Annotated in this window: 18 protein-coding genes and 4 tRNA genes; 3 read left to right on the top strand and 19 right to left on the bottom strand. The window is 59.2% G+C overall.

Annotation, left to right across the window (positions count from 1 at the left end; all coding sequences use genetic code 11):
- Positions 1 to 2: 2 nt before the first annotated feature.
- The 12 genes from rpoB to ORD17_RS06705 form a co-directional block, all read right to left on the bottom strand.
- A complete protein-coding gene (gene rpoB / locus ORD17_RS06760) occupies positions 3 to 4,091 on the bottom strand; it encodes a DNA-directed RNA polymerase subunit beta (protein ID WP_308387548.1) in 4,089 nt (1,362 codons plus the stop codon).
- A gap of 112 nt (positions 4,092 to 4,203) precedes the next feature.
- Positions 4,204 to 4,593, bottom strand: coding sequence for a 50S ribosomal protein L7/L12 (gene rplL, locus ORD17_RS06755; protein ID WP_308387547.1), 390 nt, complete (start codon positions 4,591 to 4,593; stop codon positions 4,204 to 4,206).
- A 24-nt stretch (positions 4,594 to 4,617) separates the two neighbouring features.
- Positions 4,618 to 5,136, bottom strand: coding sequence for a 50S ribosomal protein L10 (gene rplJ / locus ORD17_RS06750; protein ID WP_308387546.1), 519 nt, complete (start codon positions 5,134 to 5,136; stop codon positions 4,618 to 4,620).
- Between the two features lie 147 nt (positions 5,137 to 5,283).
- The gene (gene rplA, locus ORD17_RS06745) at positions 5,284 to 5,973 is read right to left on the bottom strand and encodes a 50S ribosomal protein L1 (RefSeq protein ID WP_308387545.1); all 690 of its coding nucleotides are present in this window, start codon (positions 5,971 to 5,973) and stop codon (positions 5,284 to 5,286) included.
- A 3-nt stretch (positions 5,974 to 5,976) separates the two neighbouring features.
- Positions 5,977 to 6,405 (bottom strand): 50S ribosomal protein L11, encoded by a 429-nt coding sequence (rplK, locus tag ORD17_RS06740; protein WP_215871771.1) that lies wholly within the window; start codon positions 6,403 to 6,405, stop codon positions 5,977 to 5,979.
- Between the two features lie 49 nt (positions 6,406 to 6,454).
- Positions 6,455 to 6,988: a transcription termination/antitermination protein NusG gene (gene nusG, locus ORD17_RS06735; RefSeq protein WP_308387543.1), complete on the bottom strand. Its 534-nt coding sequence runs from the start codon at positions 6,986 to 6,988 to the stop codon at positions 6,455 to 6,457.
- A 2-nt stretch (positions 6,989 to 6,990) separates the two neighbouring features.
- Positions 6,991 to 7,338, bottom strand: a complete 348-nt coding sequence (gene secE / locus ORD17_RS06730; RefSeq protein ID WP_308387541.1) for a preprotein translocase subunit SecE — start codon at positions 7,336 to 7,338, stop codon at positions 6,991 to 6,993.
- Positions 7,339 to 7,358: 20 nt separating this feature from the next.
- Positions 7,359 to 7,434: transfer RNA gene (locus ORD17_RS06725), tRNA-Trp, on the bottom strand.
- Positions 7,435 to 7,502: 68 nt separating this feature from the next.
- Positions 7,503 to 8,693 (bottom strand): elongation factor Tu, encoded by a 1,191-nt coding sequence (gene tuf / locus ORD17_RS06720; RefSeq protein WP_308387539.1) that lies wholly within the window; start codon positions 8,691 to 8,693, stop codon positions 7,503 to 7,505.
- Positions 8,694 to 8,731: 38 nt separating this feature from the next.
- Positions 8,732 to 8,807 (bottom strand) — tRNA-Thr (locus ORD17_RS06715).
- A 6-nt stretch (positions 8,808 to 8,813) separates the two neighbouring features.
- Positions 8,814 to 8,887, bottom strand: a tRNA-Gly gene (locus ORD17_RS06710).
- Positions 8,888 to 8,907: 20 nt separating this feature from the next.
- A tRNA-Tyr gene (locus tag ORD17_RS06705) sits at positions 8,908 to 8,991 on the bottom strand.
- Between the two features lie 232 nt (positions 8,992 to 9,223).
- On the opposite strand from ORD17_RS06705, the gene ORD17_RS06700 reads away from it, so the two are divergent.
- The 3 genes from ORD17_RS06700 (at position 9,224) to ORD17_RS06690 (ending at position 11,995) form a co-directional block, all read left to right on the top strand.
- Complete coding sequence (locus tag ORD17_RS06700; protein WP_308387537.1) at positions 9,224 to 9,874, top strand: OmpA family protein; 651 nt, start codon at positions 9,224 to 9,226, stop codon at positions 9,872 to 9,874.
- Positions 9,875 to 9,955: 81 nt separating this feature from the next.
- Positions 9,956 to 11,641, top strand: a complete 1,686-nt coding sequence (gene ubiB, locus ORD17_RS06695) for a ubiquinone biosynthesis regulatory protein kinase UbiB (RefSeq protein WP_308387536.1) — start codon at positions 9,956 to 9,958, stop codon at positions 11,639 to 11,641.
- A 9-nt stretch (positions 11,642 to 11,650) separates the two neighbouring features.
- Entirely contained in the window at positions 11,651 to 11,995 is a 345-nt protein-coding gene (locus ORD17_RS06690; protein WP_308387535.1) for a LapA family protein, read from the top strand.
- 4 nt (positions 11,996 to 11,999) lie between these two features.
- Here the strand turns inward: ORD17_RS06690 and ORD17_RS06685 are convergent, their stop codons facing one another.
- The 7 genes from ORD17_RS06685 to nrdR all read right to left on the bottom strand — a co-directional run bounded on the left by ORD17_RS06685 (position 12,000) and on the right by nrdR (position 16,919).
- Positions 12,000 to 12,551 carry a tetratricopeptide repeat protein gene (locus tag ORD17_RS06685; RefSeq protein ID WP_308387534.1) on the bottom strand — a complete coding sequence of 184 codons (552 nt, stop codon included), beginning with the start codon at positions 12,549 to 12,551 and terminating at the stop codon, positions 12,000 to 12,002.
- Positions 12,552 to 12,626: 75 nt separating this feature from the next.
- Complete coding sequence (nusB, locus tag ORD17_RS06680) at positions 12,627 to 13,088, bottom strand: transcription antitermination factor NusB (RefSeq protein WP_308387533.1); 462 nt, start codon at positions 13,086 to 13,088, stop codon at positions 12,627 to 12,629.
- Positions 13,085 to 13,552: a 6,7-dimethyl-8-ribityllumazine synthase gene (gene ribE / locus ORD17_RS06675; protein WP_308387531.1), complete on the bottom strand. Its 468-nt coding sequence runs from the start codon at positions 13,550 to 13,552 to the stop codon at positions 13,085 to 13,087. The genes nusB and ribE overlap by 4 nt, the downstream gene beginning before the upstream one ends.
- Positions 13,549 to 14,679, bottom strand: coding sequence for a 3,4-dihydroxy-2-butanone-4-phosphate synthase (gene ribB / locus ORD17_RS06670; protein ID WP_308387529.1), 1,131 nt, complete (start codon positions 14,677 to 14,679; stop codon positions 13,549 to 13,551). Before ribB ends, ribE begins: the two co-directional genes overlap by 4 nt.
- Positions 14,679 to 15,332 (bottom strand): riboflavin synthase, encoded by a 654-nt coding sequence (locus tag ORD17_RS06665; RefSeq protein WP_308387527.1) that lies wholly within the window; start codon positions 15,330 to 15,332, stop codon positions 14,679 to 14,681. Before ORD17_RS06665 ends, ribB begins: the two co-directional genes overlap by 1 nt.
- A complete protein-coding gene (ribD, locus tag ORD17_RS06660) occupies positions 15,332 to 16,444 on the bottom strand; it encodes a bifunctional diaminohydroxyphosphoribosylaminopyrimidine deaminase/5-amino-6-(5-phosphoribosylamino)uracil reductase RibD (RefSeq protein WP_308387525.1) in 1,113 nt (370 codons plus the stop codon). Before ribD ends, ORD17_RS06665 begins: the two co-directional genes overlap by 1 nt.
- Positions 16,434 to 16,919, bottom strand: coding sequence for a transcriptional regulator NrdR (gene nrdR / locus ORD17_RS06655; RefSeq protein WP_308390071.1), 486 nt, complete (start codon positions 16,917 to 16,919; stop codon positions 16,434 to 16,436). Before nrdR ends, ribD begins: the two co-directional genes overlap by 11 nt.

Below are 16,919 nucleotides of genomic sequence, written 5' to 3'. Positions count from 1 at the left end.
CCTTAGACCGATTGTTCCAGTTCGATGTCGATGGACAGCGACCGCAGCTCCTTCAACAACACATTGAAGGACTCCGGCATTCCCGCATCCATGCGGAAATCACCTTTGACGATGGATTCATACATTTTGCTACGCCCGGAAACGTCGTCCGATTTGACCGTGAGCATCTCTTGCAGGGTGTAGGCGGCACCGTAGGCCTCCAGCGCCCAGACCTCCATTTCGCCAAAACGCTGGCCACCAAACTGCGCCTTGCCGCCCAGCGGCTGCTGGGTGACCAGACTGTACGGCCCCGTGGAACGGGCGTGCATCTTGTCATCAACCAGATGGTGCAGCTTGAGCATGTACATGTAGCCAACGGTGACCGGACGATCGAAGGCCTCGCCGCTACGCCCATCATAGAGAGTGACCTGGCCGCTGCGCGGCAGGCCAGCGAGTTCGAGCATATCGCGAATATCTTCTTCGCTGGCACCATCGAAGACCGGCGTCGCCATCGGTACGCCATTGCGCAGATTCTGTGCCAGTGCCAGCACATCGTCGTCGCTCAGACTATTGATGTCCTCCACTTTGCCCGTACGGTTGTAGATTTCCGTAAGAAAGCCACGGAGCTCCGCCATTGCTCGCTGCTGATCGAGCATTTCCGCAATGCGCCGTCCCAAACCTTTGGCCGCCCAGCCCAGATGGGTTTCGAGAATCTGCCCAACGTTCATACGCGATGGCACACCAAGGGGATTGAGCACGATATCCACGGACGTCCCATCGGCCAGATAGGGCATGTCTTCCACCGGTACGATCTTGGAGACTACCCCCTTGTTGCCGTGGCGACCGGCCATCTTGTCACCCGGCTGCAATTGCCGCTTCACGGCCACGTGCACCTTGACCATCTTCAGCACGCCCGGGCTCAGATCATCACCCTGCGTAAGCTTGCGCCGCTTCTCTTCCAGGACCGCATCCAGGCGCTCACGCTGCTGCTCGAGCTGGGCACGGATCTGCTCCAACGCTTCGTTACTCTCCTCACTGCGCAGACGGATATCGAACCAGCGGTCTCGAGCCAACTCCTTCAAATAGCTCTTGGTGATCTTCGCACCTGGCGCCAGACCTGCAGGGCCGCCTTCAGCAACCTTCCCGAGGAGCAGACGTTCGATACGCTGATACGTATCGGCCTCAAAAATGCGGTATTCATCCTGCACATCCTTGCGGATCTTCTTGAGCTGCTCCTCCTCGATCGCCTTGGCCCGCGCGTCTTTTTCGATACCATCGCGGGTAAAGACCTGCACGTCGATCACCGTCCCGTACATACCTGCCGGCATGCGTAAGGAATTGTCCTTCACGTCCGAGGCCTTCTCGCCGAAGATCGCACGCAGGAGTTTCTCTTCGGGGGTAAGCTGGGTCTCGCCTTTGGGCGTGACCTTACCGACCAGAATGTCCCCCGGCCCGAGTTCTGCCCCAATCACCACGATCCCGGATTCGTCCAGATGGCGCAGGGCGCCTTCAGAAACGTTAGGAATGTCGCGGGTGATCTCTTCCGGCCCAAGTTTCGTGTCTCGGGCATAGACCGGAAACTCCTCGATATGGATGGTGGTATAGCGATCTTCCGCCACCACACGTTCGGAAATGAGGATGGAGTCCTCGAAGTTGTAGCCGTTCCACGGGGTAAAGGCGACCAGGATGTTCTGCCCCAGAGCCAACTCCCCCAGTTCCGTACTCGGGCCATCCGCCAATACGTCCCCCCGCGCAACCTCATCGCCGACGCGCACGATCGGCTTCTGGTTCAGGGTGGTATTCTGGTTGGAGCGCGAATATTTCACCAGATTATAGATATCCACGCCCGGTTCCCCCGGCTGCGTTTCGTCATCATTGACGCGTACGACGATGCGCGCACCGTCGACACTGTCAACAACGCCACCCCGACGGGCAGTAATGGCAGCGCCGGAGTCGATGGCGACAACTCGCTCCATGCCGGTACCCACCATCGGGGCATCGGAACGCACCGTAGGCACCGCTTGACGCTGCATGTTCGAGCCCATCAGCGCCCGGTTGGCGTCGTCATGTTCCAGGAAGGGAATGAGGCTCGCGGCCACGGAAACGATCTGCCGCGGCGAGATATCCATGAGCTGTACCTGATCCGGGGCTACCAACAATGTTTCGCCCTTGTGTCGGCAGGAGACGAGCTCATCCAGCAGGTGATTATCCGGGCCCAAAGGGGAGTTCGCCTGGGCGATGACGTAATGTCCTTCGTCAATGGCGGAGAGGTAGATCACTTCATCGGTAGCCTGTCCTCCGATCACCTTGCGGTACGGAGTCTCCAGAAAGCCGTAGGCGTTGGTGCGGGCAAAACAGGCCAGACTGTTGATCAGACCGATGTTGGGCCCTTCCGGCGTCTCGATGGGACAGATACGCCCATAGTGGGTGGGATGTACATCGCGTACCTCGAAGCCCGCGCGCTCGCGGGTGAGCCCCCCAGGACCCAAGGCCGAGACACGGCGCTTGTGGGTGACTTCGGAGAGCGGGTTGGTCTGGTCCATGAACTGCGAAAGCTGGCTCGAACCGAAAAATTCATTGACCACCGCCGCAATCGGCTTGGCGTTGATCAGATCTTGCGGTGTGAGTCCCTCGCTTTCGGCCAGCGCAAGACGATCCTTGACCGCCCGCTCGACACGCACCAGTCCCAGACGGAACTGATTTTCCATGAGTTCACCGACCGAACGCACGCGCCGGTTACCCAGATGATCGATGTCGTCAATCTCGCCGATACCATTGCGAAGATCGACCAGCACCTTCATCACCGCAATGATGTCCTCATTGCTCAACACGCCCGGGCCGGTAATTTCTTCCCGGCCGACACGGCGATTGAACTTCATCCGTCCCACCTGCGAGAGATCGTAGCGCTCGGCGCTGAAAAACAACCCCTGGAACAAGGTCTGCGCAGAATCCTTGGACGGTGGTTCACCCGGACGCATCAAACGATAGATCTCGATCTGCGCCTCATGGGCATCCCGCGCGGTATCGATCCGCAAGGTTTCCGAAATGTAGGGGCCGCGATCGACTTCATTGATGTACAGAGTCTCGATGTGCAAGGGTGCCGACTGCCGCAGCTTTTTCAACGCCTCGTCATCGATCAGGTCGTTGGCCTGGAGCACCAGTTCGCCGGTGGCCTCATCTACCAGATCTCGCGCGAGTACCTTGCCCAGCAGGAATGCCTCCGGCACTTCCACCTCGATCGACTCACCGATTTCCTGCAATTGCCGCACATGGCGGACGGTAATGCGCTTGCCCTTGGCGACGATGATCTCGCCGGTCTTGGGATGCGCAACATCGAATACGGCAATGTCCCCCTGCACGCGGCTGGGGCGCAACTGGTAAAAAATCTGCGCGCCCTCGATCCGAAATTCCTCGGTATCGAAGAACATCCCCAGGATGTCCTCGGTACCATACCCAAGGGCCCGCAATAGCGTCGTTGCCGGCAGCTTCCGGCGCCGGTCGATGCGCGCGTAGAGGTGATCCTTGGGATCGAATTCAAAGTCGAGCCAGGAACCGCGATAGGGGATGATGCGCGCATTGAAGAGCAACTTCCCGGAAGAGTGGGTCTTGCCGGCATCATGGGCAAAAAACACACCCGGTGAACGATGTAGCTGGGAAACGATCACCCGCTCGGTGCCATTGATGATGAAGGAGCCATGCTCGGTCATCAGTGGCAACTCGCCCATATACACGTCCTGTTCCTTGACGTCCTTGATGCGCTTCGCCCCCGTGCTGTCGTCTTTTTCGTAGAGCGCCAGACGCAGCCGCACGCGCAGGCCGGCGCAATAGGTAGCGCCACGCTGATGACACTCCATGACATCAAAGACCGGACGCTCAAGACGATAGCTGACATAGTCCAGTCGCGCATTCCCGGAATAGCTCTCCATGGGAAAAAGCGAGCGAAATACCGCTTCGAGGCCCGTATCGCTGCGCGCCGCAGCGGGAGTTTCAGCCTGGAGAAACTCGCGATAAGAATCCATCTGGGTCGCCAAAAGGTAAGGCACCGGAAGGATACTTTGGCTATTACCAAAGTCTTTACGAATCCGTTTCTTTTCCGTAAAAGAGTAGGCCATGAGTGCTCCGCGCGATAATCGCTAGATTACGAACCAAAAAGACGGCATGCCGCCAATAATGAGGGGCCGACGACCAAAGGTCGCCAGCCATGTGGGGTAGAGACAGGAGATCTTACTTGATCTCGGCCTCGGCACCCGCTTCCACCAACTGCTTCTTGATGTCTTCCGCTTCCGCCTTGGCAATACCTTCCTTGACCGGCTTCGGCGCTCCGTCCACCAGGTCCTTGGCTTCTTTCAAACCCAGACCGGTAATGGCACGCACCACTTTGATGGTGTTCACCTTATTGGCGCCGGCACTGGTTAGGATGACGTCAAATTCCGTCTGCTCCTCGGCCGCTGCCGCAGCGTCCCCACCGGCAGCACCGCCAGCGGCCGGCGCCGCTACGGCAACCGCAGCGGCAGATACACCAAACTTCTCTTCCATATCCTTGATCAGCTCGGAGAGCTCGAGGACGGTCATGCCAGCGATGGCATCCAGAATTTCTGCTTTTGATAAGGCCATGATTGTATTGCTCCTAAAATGGAATTACGCTGCTTGATCGCGCACGGCCGCGAGGGTGCGGACGAAACGTCCGGGAACCTCGTTGAGGGTACGCACAAAGGTAGAGATGGGCGCCTGCATGGTTCCCATGAGCTTGGCCAGCAATTCCTCCCGCGAGGGCATCTTGCTGAGCTGCTGGAGCGCTTGCGCGTCCATCAACTTGGCTCCCAGGGCACCACCAGTGATGACCAGCTTGTCGTTGCTCTTGGCAAAGTCGGTCAGAACCTTGGCCACGGCCACCGGATCTTCGCTGGCCGCGAAAACCAAGGGACCACTCAACAACGGATTCATCACCGCAAAGTCGCTATCCGCCAGCGCACGTTTGAGCAGAGTGTTCTTCACCACCTGCACGTGCACCGACTGCTTGCGCGCCGCAACACGTAGCGCCGTCATCTGAGCGACGCTCAGACCCCGGTACTCGGCTACTGCCATCGCTTGCGCGTTCACCAACTTTGCTTGCAGGGCAGCAACTACTTGTTCTTTATCAGCGAGTTTGAGACTCACGGTTTGCTACCTCCAGTTGGACAGAGGCGGCCAGAAATTCCTGGCGCGCCGTCGCCTACGCAGGGTATGGGTTTGAGGCCGAAGCCCCCTGCGGTCTTTGAACGCCGGCTTGCGCCGACACATCCCGCCAAAATGGCAGAATTCCTCTTAGAGCCCGGCCGGATCCACGGCGACGCCGGGCCCCATGGTCGGGTTGACACTGATCTTGCGAATGTAAACACCTTTACTGGTCGCCGGTTTCGCTTTCTTCACGCTATCCAGCAGCGCGATGAAGTTTTCCTGCAGATCGGCGACAGAAAATGACGCCTTGCCGATACTGCTATGAACGATACCCCCCTTGTCGGCGCGGTAACGGACCTGACCGCCCTTGGCATTTTGCACCGCCGTGCGCACGTCGGCAGTTACCGTGCCAACCTTCGGATTGGGCATCAAACCGCGCGGGCCCAACACCGGACCCAAGGCGCCCACCACGCGCATGGCGTCTGGAGTGGCGATGACCACATCAAAATCCATCTGGCCTGCCTTGACCTGTTCGGCCAGGTCTTCCATGCCTACCAGATCGGCACCCGCGTCCTTCGCCTCGTTGGCCTTTTCCCCCGTCGCGAAGACCGCTACACGCATCGTCTTGCCGGTGCCTTTGGGCAACACCACCGCACCGCGGACTACCTGATCCGACTTCCGCGGATCGATCCCGAGGCCGATCGCGACATCTACCGATTCCGGAAATTTGGCGGTGGCCGTCTGTTTTACCAGAGCCAACGCCTCTTCGAGATCATAGCGCCGGCTGCGGTCGATCAGCGCCCGGGCCGCAATGATACGCTTCGATTTCTGTGCCATCGCTTACCCCTCCACCGTCAGGCCCATACTACGGGCTGTTCCACGAATACTGCGCTTGGCCGCTTCCAGGTCCTCCGTATTCAGATCCGGCAATTTGGTCTTGGCGATTTCTTCCACCTGTGCCTCGGTCACCTTCCCAACCTTGTTGGTGTTGGGACGTCCACTACCGGACTTGAGGCCGGCGGCCTTCAGCAGCAGCACCGGCGCTGGCGGCGTCTTGACGATGAAACTAAAGCTCTTATCGGCAAACACGGTGATGACCACCGGCAACGGCAGCCCCGGCTCGATGCCTTGGGTTTGCGCATTGAATGCCTTGCAGAACTCCATGATGTTCAGACCGCGCTGACCCAAAGCCGGACCAATGGGCGGACTGGGGTTGGCCTGGGTGGCCTTTACCTGGAGCTTGATGTAGCCCGTAATTTTCTTTGCCATATTGACTCCTCGAGGTACAAGCGCCGTACGGCTCCCTCAAACGATAAAATCAGATCTTCTCGACCTGTCCGAAATCCAGCTCCACCGGAGTGGAACGTCCAAAAATGGTCACCGAGACACGCAGTTTGCTCTTCTCGAAATTGACCTCTTCCACCACGCCATTGAAATCTTTGAAGGGACCTTCAATGACGCGAACCTGCTCACCGGCCTCGAAAGTGAACTTGGGACGCGGTTTCTCCACGCCTTCCTTGATCCTCTCGAGGATCGCATTGGCTTCCGCCTCGGAGAGAGGATGGGGCTTACCGACACTTCCGCCCACGAACCCGGTAACCCGCGGGGTACTTTTGACCAGATGCCAGGTCTGATCGTTCATCTCCATCTGCACCAGAACGTAGCCCGGGTAAAACATCCGCTGAGAGGTTGCTCGCTGGCCGTTGCGCATCTCTACCACTTCTTCCACCGGGACCAGTATTTCACCAAACTGATCCGCCAAGCCTTCGCGCCGAGCGCGCTCACGGATCTCTGCCTGCACCCGCTTTTCGAAACTGGAAAAGGCATGTACCACGTACCAACGCATTGCCATGATTAAGCGCCTCCCAAGGCAAAACGCACGACCGCCAGCAAGGCCAGATCCACCAGCCACAAAAAGAGGGCGATGACAATGATCAGCCCGAGAATGACTGCCGTGCTGCGCAGCAGTTCAGGGCGGCTGGGCCACACCACTTTCCGCAGCTCCACGTAGGCCTCGCGAAAGAACTGCAGCAGTGTAGACGCGCCCTCGCTCCAAGCAAAAAAGCCCAGCGCAAACAGGAGGCCAACAATCAGAGCGATACTGGGTACGTACGTGCCGAAATGGAGCGGAATCAGAAAATAGGCGAGCACCCCCGAGGCAGCAAAGAATGCCGCAGCATAGAGTTTCACTTTTTCTGACATGAATGCCGCTTCCTAAAATATGGCAGGGCAGGAGGGGCTCGAACCCCCAACCTGCGGTTTTGGAGACCGCTGCTCTACCAGTTGAGCTACTGCCCTGCAGAAACACAGGCGGCCGCTACGGCCGCCGTCTTTGGAGTCTAGCAAAGTAGACCCCAATCCGCGAATTACTCCACAATCTTGGAGACGACGCCGGCGCCGACGGTACGGCCGCCCTCACGCACCGCAAAGCGCAGGCCGTCTTCCATCGCGATCGGGGCAATCAGCGTGACCCTGAACTGCACGTTGTCTCCCGGCATCACCATCTCGACACCTTCCGGCAAATCCACCGCACCCGTCACGTCCGTCGTGCGGAAGTAAAACTGCGGGCGATAGCCATTGAAAAACGGCGTGTGCCGGCCTCCCTCTTCCTTCGACAACACGTACACCTCGGCCTCAAACTTGGTGTGCGGCTTGATCGTGCCCGGCTTCGCCAGCACCTGACCACGCTCCACCTCGTCCTTCTTCGTTCCACGCAGCAACACACCGACGTTGTCTCCCGCCTCTCCCTGATCCAGGATCTTGCGGAACATCTCCACACCCGTCACCGTCGTCTTGCTCGTCGGACGTATGCCCACAATCTCGACTTCCTCACCCACCTTCACCACGCCGCGCTCGATACGGCCAGTCACCACCGTACCACGACCAGAAATACTGAAGACGTCTTCGATCGGCATCAGGAAGGTCTTGTCCACCGGACGCTCCGGCATCGGGATGTAGCTGTCCATCGCTTCAGCCAGCTTGAAAATCGCCGGCTCGCCAATGTCACTCTGGTCCCCTTCCAGGGCCTTCAGCGCCGAGCCAATCACCACCGGGATGTCATCCCCCGGGAACTCGTACTTGGACAGCAGCTCGCGGACTTCCATCTCCACCAGCTCCAGCAACTCAGCGTCGTCCACCATGTCGGCCTTGTTCAGAAACACGACAATGTACGGTACGCCCACCTGCCGCGCCAACAGAATGTGCTCGCGCGTCTGCGGCATCGGACCATCCGCCGCCGAACAGACCAGAATCGCCCCGTCCATCTGCGCCGCTCCAGTGATCATGTTCTTGACGTAATCGGCGTGCCCCGGGCAATCGACATGCGCGTAGTGACGATTCGCCGTCTCGTATTCCACGTGCGAGGTCGCAATCGTGATCCCCCGCGCTCGCTCTTCCGGCGCGTTGTCAATCTGATCGTAGGCCCGCACCTCGCCACCAAACTTCGCCGACAATACCTTCGTCAGCGCCGCCGTCAGCGTCGTCTTGCCGTGATCCACGTGACCAATCGTTCCCACGTTTACGTGCGGCTTCGTCCGCTCAAACTTTCCCTTGGACATTCAGAAGACCCTCTCCAATCAAAAAGCGACCTGAAAAATGGAGCCCACAACCGGATTTGAACCGGTGACCTCTTCCTTACCAAGGAAGTGCTCTACCGACTGAGCTATGTGGGCCAAACTTGGAGCGGGTGATGGGAATCGAACCCACACCATCAGCTTGGAAGGCTGAGGTTCTACCATTGAACTACACCCGCACGACCGAACTCGGCAAATCTGGTGGAGGGGGAGGATTCGAACCTCCGAAGGCAGAGCCGTCAGATTTACAGTCTGATCCCTTTGACCGCTCGGGAACCCCTCCAGCGGTAGCGGCGAATTATCACTGCGTCCCCCACCACTGTCAAGACCTTTTCGTCGCGCTAACTGATCGGGTAGACACACATTTTATCGCAGAACAGTAGCGTTCCAGACAGGACGGATATACCCGCTCCTTGACAGCGTTGTCGAATTACAACATTCTTCCGCCTGTTGTAAAAATACCGTCGCCTTGTCCGTGGGACGGCTCTACATTTGGTATTGAGGAGGGTATTACAATGTCGAACAATCTGCGATTGACGCTGGCAATCTCTGTCGCTGCGGTATTGAGCTCCAGTACGGCTCTGGCTAGCACCAATCCCTACGAGGGTTATGCGGTAACTGCCCAGGGTGCACCGGTGGTCACCGCCAAGGGCCAGTGCGTGCGCGGCGGACGACCCGACGCCAACGGGCCAGCTCCCGCTTACTGTGTGCCACCCGTGAAGGTCGCTGCGCCGGCTCCAGCTCCAGCCCCTGCTCCCGCGCCGGCACCCATCGCACCAGTCGAACAGACGGTTTTGGTCAGCAAACCGATCACGATCACCGGAATCAACTTCAAGTTCAATTCTTACAAGTTGCTCGACCATGACATCAAGGTCCTCGATGAGGTGGCGGACTTCGCCAAGAATCACCCCGATGCGGTGCTCAACGTAAATGGATATTGCAGCAAGGTAGGTACGTACGCGTACAATCTGAAACTGTCCAAACAACGTGCAGAGAGTGTAGCGCAGTACCTGGAGAGCCATGGAGTCAGCCGTAGCCGCATGGTTCTCAAGGGCCATTCCTACGATGATCCAGTTGCTACCAACGCTACCGCTCAGGGACGCTTCCTCAATCAGCGTGTGGAAATCAACAGCACCATCAAGGTGGAAAAAACCGTAACCAAGTAAGAGCGGATTCCTGCTTTCTTTGGGGCCCCCTGCGGGGCCCTTTTTCGTCCCATTCTCTGGTAAGCATGCTAGAATCCCGCCATGCGCCAATCTTATCTCCGCTCCCTTCGCATCTTTGAGATCACTCGCGTTCTGGTTCGCTACCGGCTGGACGAGTTGCTCTATTTTCTGCCGTTGCTGAAGCCCTATCAGGCCATCCTCAAGCTGAACCCCGGGCGCTGGATCATGCCCAAGCCGGAGGGAAGTTTTGGCGCGCGTCTACGGCTCGCCCTGGAGGCCCTCGGCCCAACCTTTATCAAACTTGGGCAGATGCTATCCACGCGACGCGATTTGTTACCAGAGGAGATCACCCGCGAGCTGGCCAAACTACAGGATGCGGTGCCACCCTTTCCCTCGACGCAGGCACGGCAAATCATCGAACACTCTCTAAAGAAACCAGTTACCGAACTCTTCGCCGAAATAGAAAACGAGTCGGCTGCCGCGGCATCGATAGCCCAGGTTCATTTCGGCCGCCTGCACGATGGTCGCGAAGTGGCCATCAAAATCCGCCGACCTGGCCTGCGCCGCATCATTGAACAGGATCTGGGGATTCTCGCCTGGCTGGCCGAGCTTGCCGAACGCTATTCCCAGGAAGGCCGACGTTTGCGGGTGTGTGCGGTGGTTGCGGAATATGCCAAGACACTTCGCGGCGAATTGGATTTTCTGCGCGAGGGTGCCAATGCGAGTCAGCTGCGCCGCAACTTCGCCCACGAGCCGGAACTTCTCTACATTCCTGAGGTGTATTGGGACTACTGTAGCGAAGAGGTGTTGGTGATGGAGCGCATACGCGGGATTCAGATTGGACAACGCGACGCGCTGCGGGCCGCAGGCATCGATTTTGATCAGCTGTCGCGCCGTGCCGCCGAGATCTTTTTTCGCCAGGTATTCCGCGACTCCTTCTTCCATGCCGACATGCATCCTGGCAACATCTTCATCGATCCGAGCAATGGCCGTTTCATTGCCGTTGATTTCGGCATCATGGGGAGCCTGGACGAGGCCAGCCAGCATTACCTCGCCGAGAACATGGTCGCCTTTTTCGGTCGCGACTATCGGCGAGTGGCCGAAGCCCACATTGAGGCCGGCTGGGTGCCAGCAGATACCAACGTCCAGGATTTCGAAACGGCGATCCGCGCCATCGCCGAGCCCGTGTTTGAAAAGCCTTTACACGAAATTTCCGTGGCCCAACTGCTCCTGCGTCTATTCCAGACGACGCGCCGCTTCCAGATGCAGACCCAGCCGCAACTGCTACTCTTACAGAAGACATTGGTGAATGTGGAGGGGATTGCGCGGGACTTCAACCCTACCCTCAACATCTGGGAGGTGGCAACGCCGCTATTGCGCGACTGGTTGAATCGGCAACGCGGCCCCCAGGCGTGGTGGACGCAATTTCGCCGTCACGCGCCGCAATGGGGCCTAGTGTTACCGGAACTACCGGAACTCGTACACAGTCTGCTGCAAAAGACGCAGCGTGGCGAGCTGCGAGTACCCGTGCAGAATGAGGAACTGGAAGCGATTCGGCGGGAGTTACGGCGCGGTCTGCAGCGCCTTGCCGTGTTGACCAGTTCGGTGATCGTGGTCATGGGCCTCGCGCTCATTGCCGCGGTCGAAGGGGATCTGAATGCTCTGCTGCTGGACCTTCCTATCTGGCTGTGGCTGCTCAGCCTGCCTTTTGTTGGCTGGGCGCTGACACGTTGGTTTCAGGCGGTTTTCATTAGATCGCAACACTAGGAGAGATACATGTGGATTCTCTTTTCTCTGCTCCTTGCGGGCTTGGCGGTGCTGTTCGCGGTGCAGAACAATGCCCTTAGCGGCGTTCGCTTCTTTACCTGGGAGTTTCAACAATCGATCGGGGTGATCGTTTTGATTGCCTTCTTTGCCGGAGCCCTGGCCAGCGCCATTTTTTATCTACCGACGCATTTGCGCAATCGCTGGCGGATTCGCCGACACGCCAGACAGATCAACGAGCTGGAGAAGAGACTTCTGGGCGAGCAGAACCACAGACTGACGCTGGAGCAGGAGCTGCATAAGGCATCTGCATCCGATCAGCGGGAGCCGGAAGACTACCCGCCGCAGAGCCTCTGATCGCTTACGGCGTGACGCGGGTCTTTTCAGCGACCTGCTGGAGGTTTTTCGCCTGCCACTTCTCCAACACCGCCAGGTTGGTCTTGGCTTGCGTTACGCCCAGGCCGGCCGCTTTCTTCCACCAATAGGCGGCCTTCTCAAAATCCTGCTTTACACCAATCCCCTGGTAATATAGGTTCCCCAAATTGTATTGTGCTGACGGGATGTTTTGTTCAGCAGCGAGCTGCCACCAATGGGCGGCCTTCTCGTAGTTCTGCGCTACTCCCTGACCGAAATAATACTGCATCCCCAGATTGTACTGTGCCTTACCGTAGCCAATCTTGGCGGCCTTTTCGAACCACTGTGCCGCCAGGGCATAGTTTTGTGGCACCCCCTGGCCAAGCGCGCAGTGGGTACCAATGTCGTTTTCCAGTTTGGCGGTGGTGAGAAGCGCAGGCGACGTGCTTGCCGTATCCTCCAAAGTGGCTTGTTCGGTCTGGCCCGCCCATGCCGACGCGGAGAGGACGGTGCTAAAAGCCAGTACAGCGGAGATAGCGATGGACTGTGAAATCTTCATGAGACCCTCAAAAGAAAACTCTGGCAGTCAGAAGGTTACATCAGAAAGCTCATGTATGGCTATAGCTACATCGTGCTAACTTTCGACCTTGGGAGAATGCAGCTCCACGGCCCGCCAGCGGCGGGCAAGCTGGTCCAAAACGCCATTGATGAAGCGGTGACCCTGGTCGGCGCCAAAGGCCTTGTCGAGCTCGATGGCCTCATTGATGACCACCCGGTAGGGGGTGTCTGGTGCAGAGTGTAATTCAAAGGCGGCGAGGCGCAGGATGGCACGCTCGATCTCGTTGACTTCATCTTCCCAGCGGCGATCACTGATAGCTTCGATGATCGCCGGATCGAGTGCGTCCACCTGTTCGCAAAGCGCGGTCCAGACCCGATCGAAGAAGGCTACGTCTGCCGCTTGCAGGCGCTCTGGCTCGCCATGGAACTGTTCCGCCAGCTCCTGGCAGGAGGTGGGATTGAGCTGCCATTGGTACAACGCCTGCACCAACGCCATTCGCGCCAGACGTCGACGACTGGGAGTGCGGGGCTCGTTCACAGGTTTTTCAGCAACCGAACCATTTCGATTGCCGTGAGGGCGGCATCAAAGCCCTTGTTGCCGGCCTTGGTGCCCGCCCGCTCGATGGCCTGTTCGATGCTGTCCGTGGTGAGGATGCCAAAAATTACGGGGACGCCAGTCTCTAGGCCAACCTGTGCGATGCCCTTGGCCGCCTCGCCTGCCACATAATCGAAGTGGGGTGTACCACCGCGGATCACCGCTCCCAAACAAAGGACAGCTGCGTATTCACCCGAACGCGCGAGCTTTTGCGCCAATAGCGGGATTTCATAGGCCCCAGGGCTGTAGATCACCTGAATCTGTTCATCGCTGGCGCCATGCCGTCTGAGACCGTCAATGGCGCCCTGCTCCAACTGCTGCGTGATGAAACTGTTGAACCGGGCGACCAGCAGTGCGTACCGCTCGTCAGCGCCGACCTGCAAAGTACCTTCGATGCGCTCGATCATGGGTGTTTTCCTGTTTCGAGAAAGGGAAGTTGGCCGACGATTTCGAGACCGAAACCGCCAATGCCACGATACTGAAACTGACTGTCACTGAGGACCAGCGCCTGATGGACGCCAAGATCGGTGAGGATCTGCGCGCCAATACCAAAGGTGCGGAGAATTTTCCCCGAGTCTCCTGCCTGCCCAGGACCCTGAGGCCGTGCCGGCAAGTCAGCAATCTGGGCAAGGAGGGTCTCGATGCCGTCGGCATGTTGCAGATACACCAGCACACCAGTATCTTCTTTTGCCAAGCGCGCCAAAGCATGGGCCACAGGGCCTTGATCTCCGAGAAAGAGATCGGTGAGCATCTTTCCCACCTGTACCCGCACCAAGACCGGCGCACCGCTCTCTTCTGGCCGCCCCTTGACCAGGGCAAAATGTGTCTCACCAGCAATCCAGTCACGATACAGATGCAGGGTAAACTCCCCCCACGGGCTCTGCCAGGGGCCACTACCTTCGCGCCGGACGATGCGCTCGCGTTCCAGGCGATAGCGGATCAGATCGGCAATGGTCCCGAGCTTCAGGCCATGGCGCGCGGCGTAGGGCAGCAGGTCCGGCAGGCGCGCCATCTCCCCATTTTCGTTGAGAATCTCGCAGATCACGCCAGCGGGCTTGCACCCCGCGAGACGGGCGAGGTCGACAGCAGCCTCGGTGTGGCCAGCCCGCACCAACACCCCGCCAGGCTGCGCGGCCAAGGGAAAGATATGCCCCGGCATGACGATATCCTGGGGGCCGGCGCCATCGGCGATGGCCGCCTGAATCGTGGTGGCGCGATCGGCAGCGGAGATTCCGGTGCTGACCCCGCGCGCCGCCTCGATCGAGACCGTGAAGGCCGTGCCCAGCTGCGCAGTATTGTGACGCACCATCTGCGGGAGTTGCAGTTGCTCACAACGCTCTTGCGTCAGGGGCAGGCAAACCAGACCGCGGGCCTCCCGCACCATGAAGTTGATGGCCTCGGGGGTGGCATGCTCTGCCGCCAGGATCAGATCGCCTTCGTTTTCGCGGTCCTCGTCATCCATGAGGATGACCATTTTCCCCGCCCGAATGTCGGCAAGAATCTCTTCCGTGGGGCTGATATGGGTTTCCGTCATCAACTGAATCCTTTCGCGGCCAGACTTGCAGCGTCGAGCCGGGATTCTACCGCGCTTTTCCCGTTCTCGGCCATGAGGCGCTCGAGATAGCGAGCGAGGAGATCGACTTCCAGATTGAGTCGTTGCCCCGGTTTCCAGAACTGGGCTGTGGTCTGCGCCAGACTGTGGGGAATGAGATTGAGCGCGAAACCATCAGGATAAAGCGCATTGACAGTGAGACTGATGCCATCCACGCAGATGCTCCCCTTGGCCGCGATATAGCGCCGCAATTCCTGGGGCACCTGCACCCGATAGACCTGGGAGCGGCCGGAGGCCTGCGCGCTGAGCAGCGTGCCAACCCCATCGACATGGCCAGCCACCAAGTGCCCACCCAAGCGATCGGCGAGGCGCAAGGCCTTTTCCAGATTGACCTGCGCACCCGGTGCCAAATTGCCGAGGGTGCTGCGCTCAAGGGTTTCGCGGGAGACATCGACGGCGAAACGCCCATGATCCAAAGCAACGGCAGTGAGACAAACGCCCGAAACGGCGATGCTATCCCCCAACTGCACGTCACTCAGGTCCAGACTGCCAGCAGCGATCCAAAAGCGCTGATCACCGCCCAAGTGCTGACGTAGCTGTAGGGTTCCGAGCGCCTGTACGATTCCGGTGAACATCAATCCTCCTGCTGACAGAGGTAACGAACCTTCATATCTTCTCCAAGAGAACGACTCTCCCGCAGTCGCCAACGCGGAACCCGGGCAAGCTCATGATAGGGGCCGATCTCGGCAAAGGCGCGGGCGTCCTGGCCCAACAGCAAGGGGGCAAAATAGAGTAGATATTCATCAACCAACCCGGCACGGAGCAGGCTGCTGGCCAAGCGCCCCCCAGCCTCGACCAACAACTCATTGATTTCTTCGGCTGCCAAAAACGCCATCAGTGCAGCAAAATCGACGCCGACACCCGAGCTCGCCGCCGGCAGAGCGACGAGGCGGACACCGGCAGCGACCAAGGCAGAACCCTTGTCGGCACCGATATCATCACGATGCACGATCCAGATGGCGCCGGGGCTACGCAACATGGCCGCTGTGGGAGGGGTACGCAGGCGTCCATCGAGGACGATCTTGACCGGGTAGCGCGGCAGCTCAGTGGCAAGTCGTGGAGCCAGCCGCGGATCGTCCGCCAGGACCGTACCTACGCCGACCAGGATAGCGCTCGCCTGCGCCCGCTCCTGCTGCACGTCCTCCCGTGCCAAGACTCCGGTCAACCACTGGCTCTGGCCATTCGCGAGGGCAATCTTGCCATCCAGGCTGCTGGCCTGCTTGATGCGAATCCAGGGACGTCCAGCTCGCATGCGCTGGAGGAAACCACGATTCAGCCACGCAGCCTCCTCTTCTAGGCAAGGCACATCGACTTCGATACCGGCAGCGCGCAGACGTGCGATGCCCTGACCAGCCACCAGGGGATTGGGGTCGACCATGCCCACCACCACTCGGCGCACTCCGGCGGTGATCAGGGCATCACTGCACGGCGGCGTGCGGCCATGATGGGAACAGGGTTCGAGAGTGACATAGAGGGTCGCGCCGCGCGCCGCGTCCCCCGCCTCACGTAGAGCCAAAACTTCCGCATGCGGGCCACCCGCCAGCCGGTGTGCTCCGCGACCAATCTCCCTGCCATCACGCACGAGGATGGCACCCACCCGCGGGTTGGGGTGGGTACTGTAGAGTCCCTGCCGCGCCAGCGCCAGCGCCTGCCGCATGTGCTGAATGTCGCTCTGGTCAATCGGCATCGCTGGCGGGCTCACCGTCGTCACCGGGATCGAGTAGGGCCTGAATCTCGCTGCTAAAGGCATGCAGATCATCGAAACGGCGGTATACCGAGGCAAAACGCACATAGGCAACCGGATCAAGCTCACGCAACGCGGTCATCACCAGATCGCCAATGCGACGCGCAGGAATCTCTCGTTCAGCGTGGCTGCGAATCTGTTTCTCGATCTTGCGCAGCGCCAGATCCAATTCCGCGGTAGAGACCGGGCGTTTACTCAGCGCACGCCGCAAACCGGCAAGAAGTTTCTCCTGCCGGTAGGGCTCCCTCCGGCCATCTGCCTTGACCACCATGGGAAAGGCCAGGTCGGCACGCTCATAAGTGGTGAAGCGCTGGCCGCAGGCCGGACACTCCCGGCGTCGCCGCACCGCTTCGCCATCATCGACGATGCGGGAATCGACGACACGGGTATCGTCATGCGCACAGAAGGGGCAATGCAC

Source organism: Acidithiobacillus sp. AMEEHan, from assembly GCF_030996345.1.
Lineage (GTDB): Bacteria > Pseudomonadota > Gammaproteobacteria > Acidithiobacillales > Acidithiobacillaceae > Igneacidithiobacillus.
The sequence above is the reverse complement of the archived record's forward strand: the minus strand, read 5'-3'. Positions and strand labels throughout refer to the sequence as shown.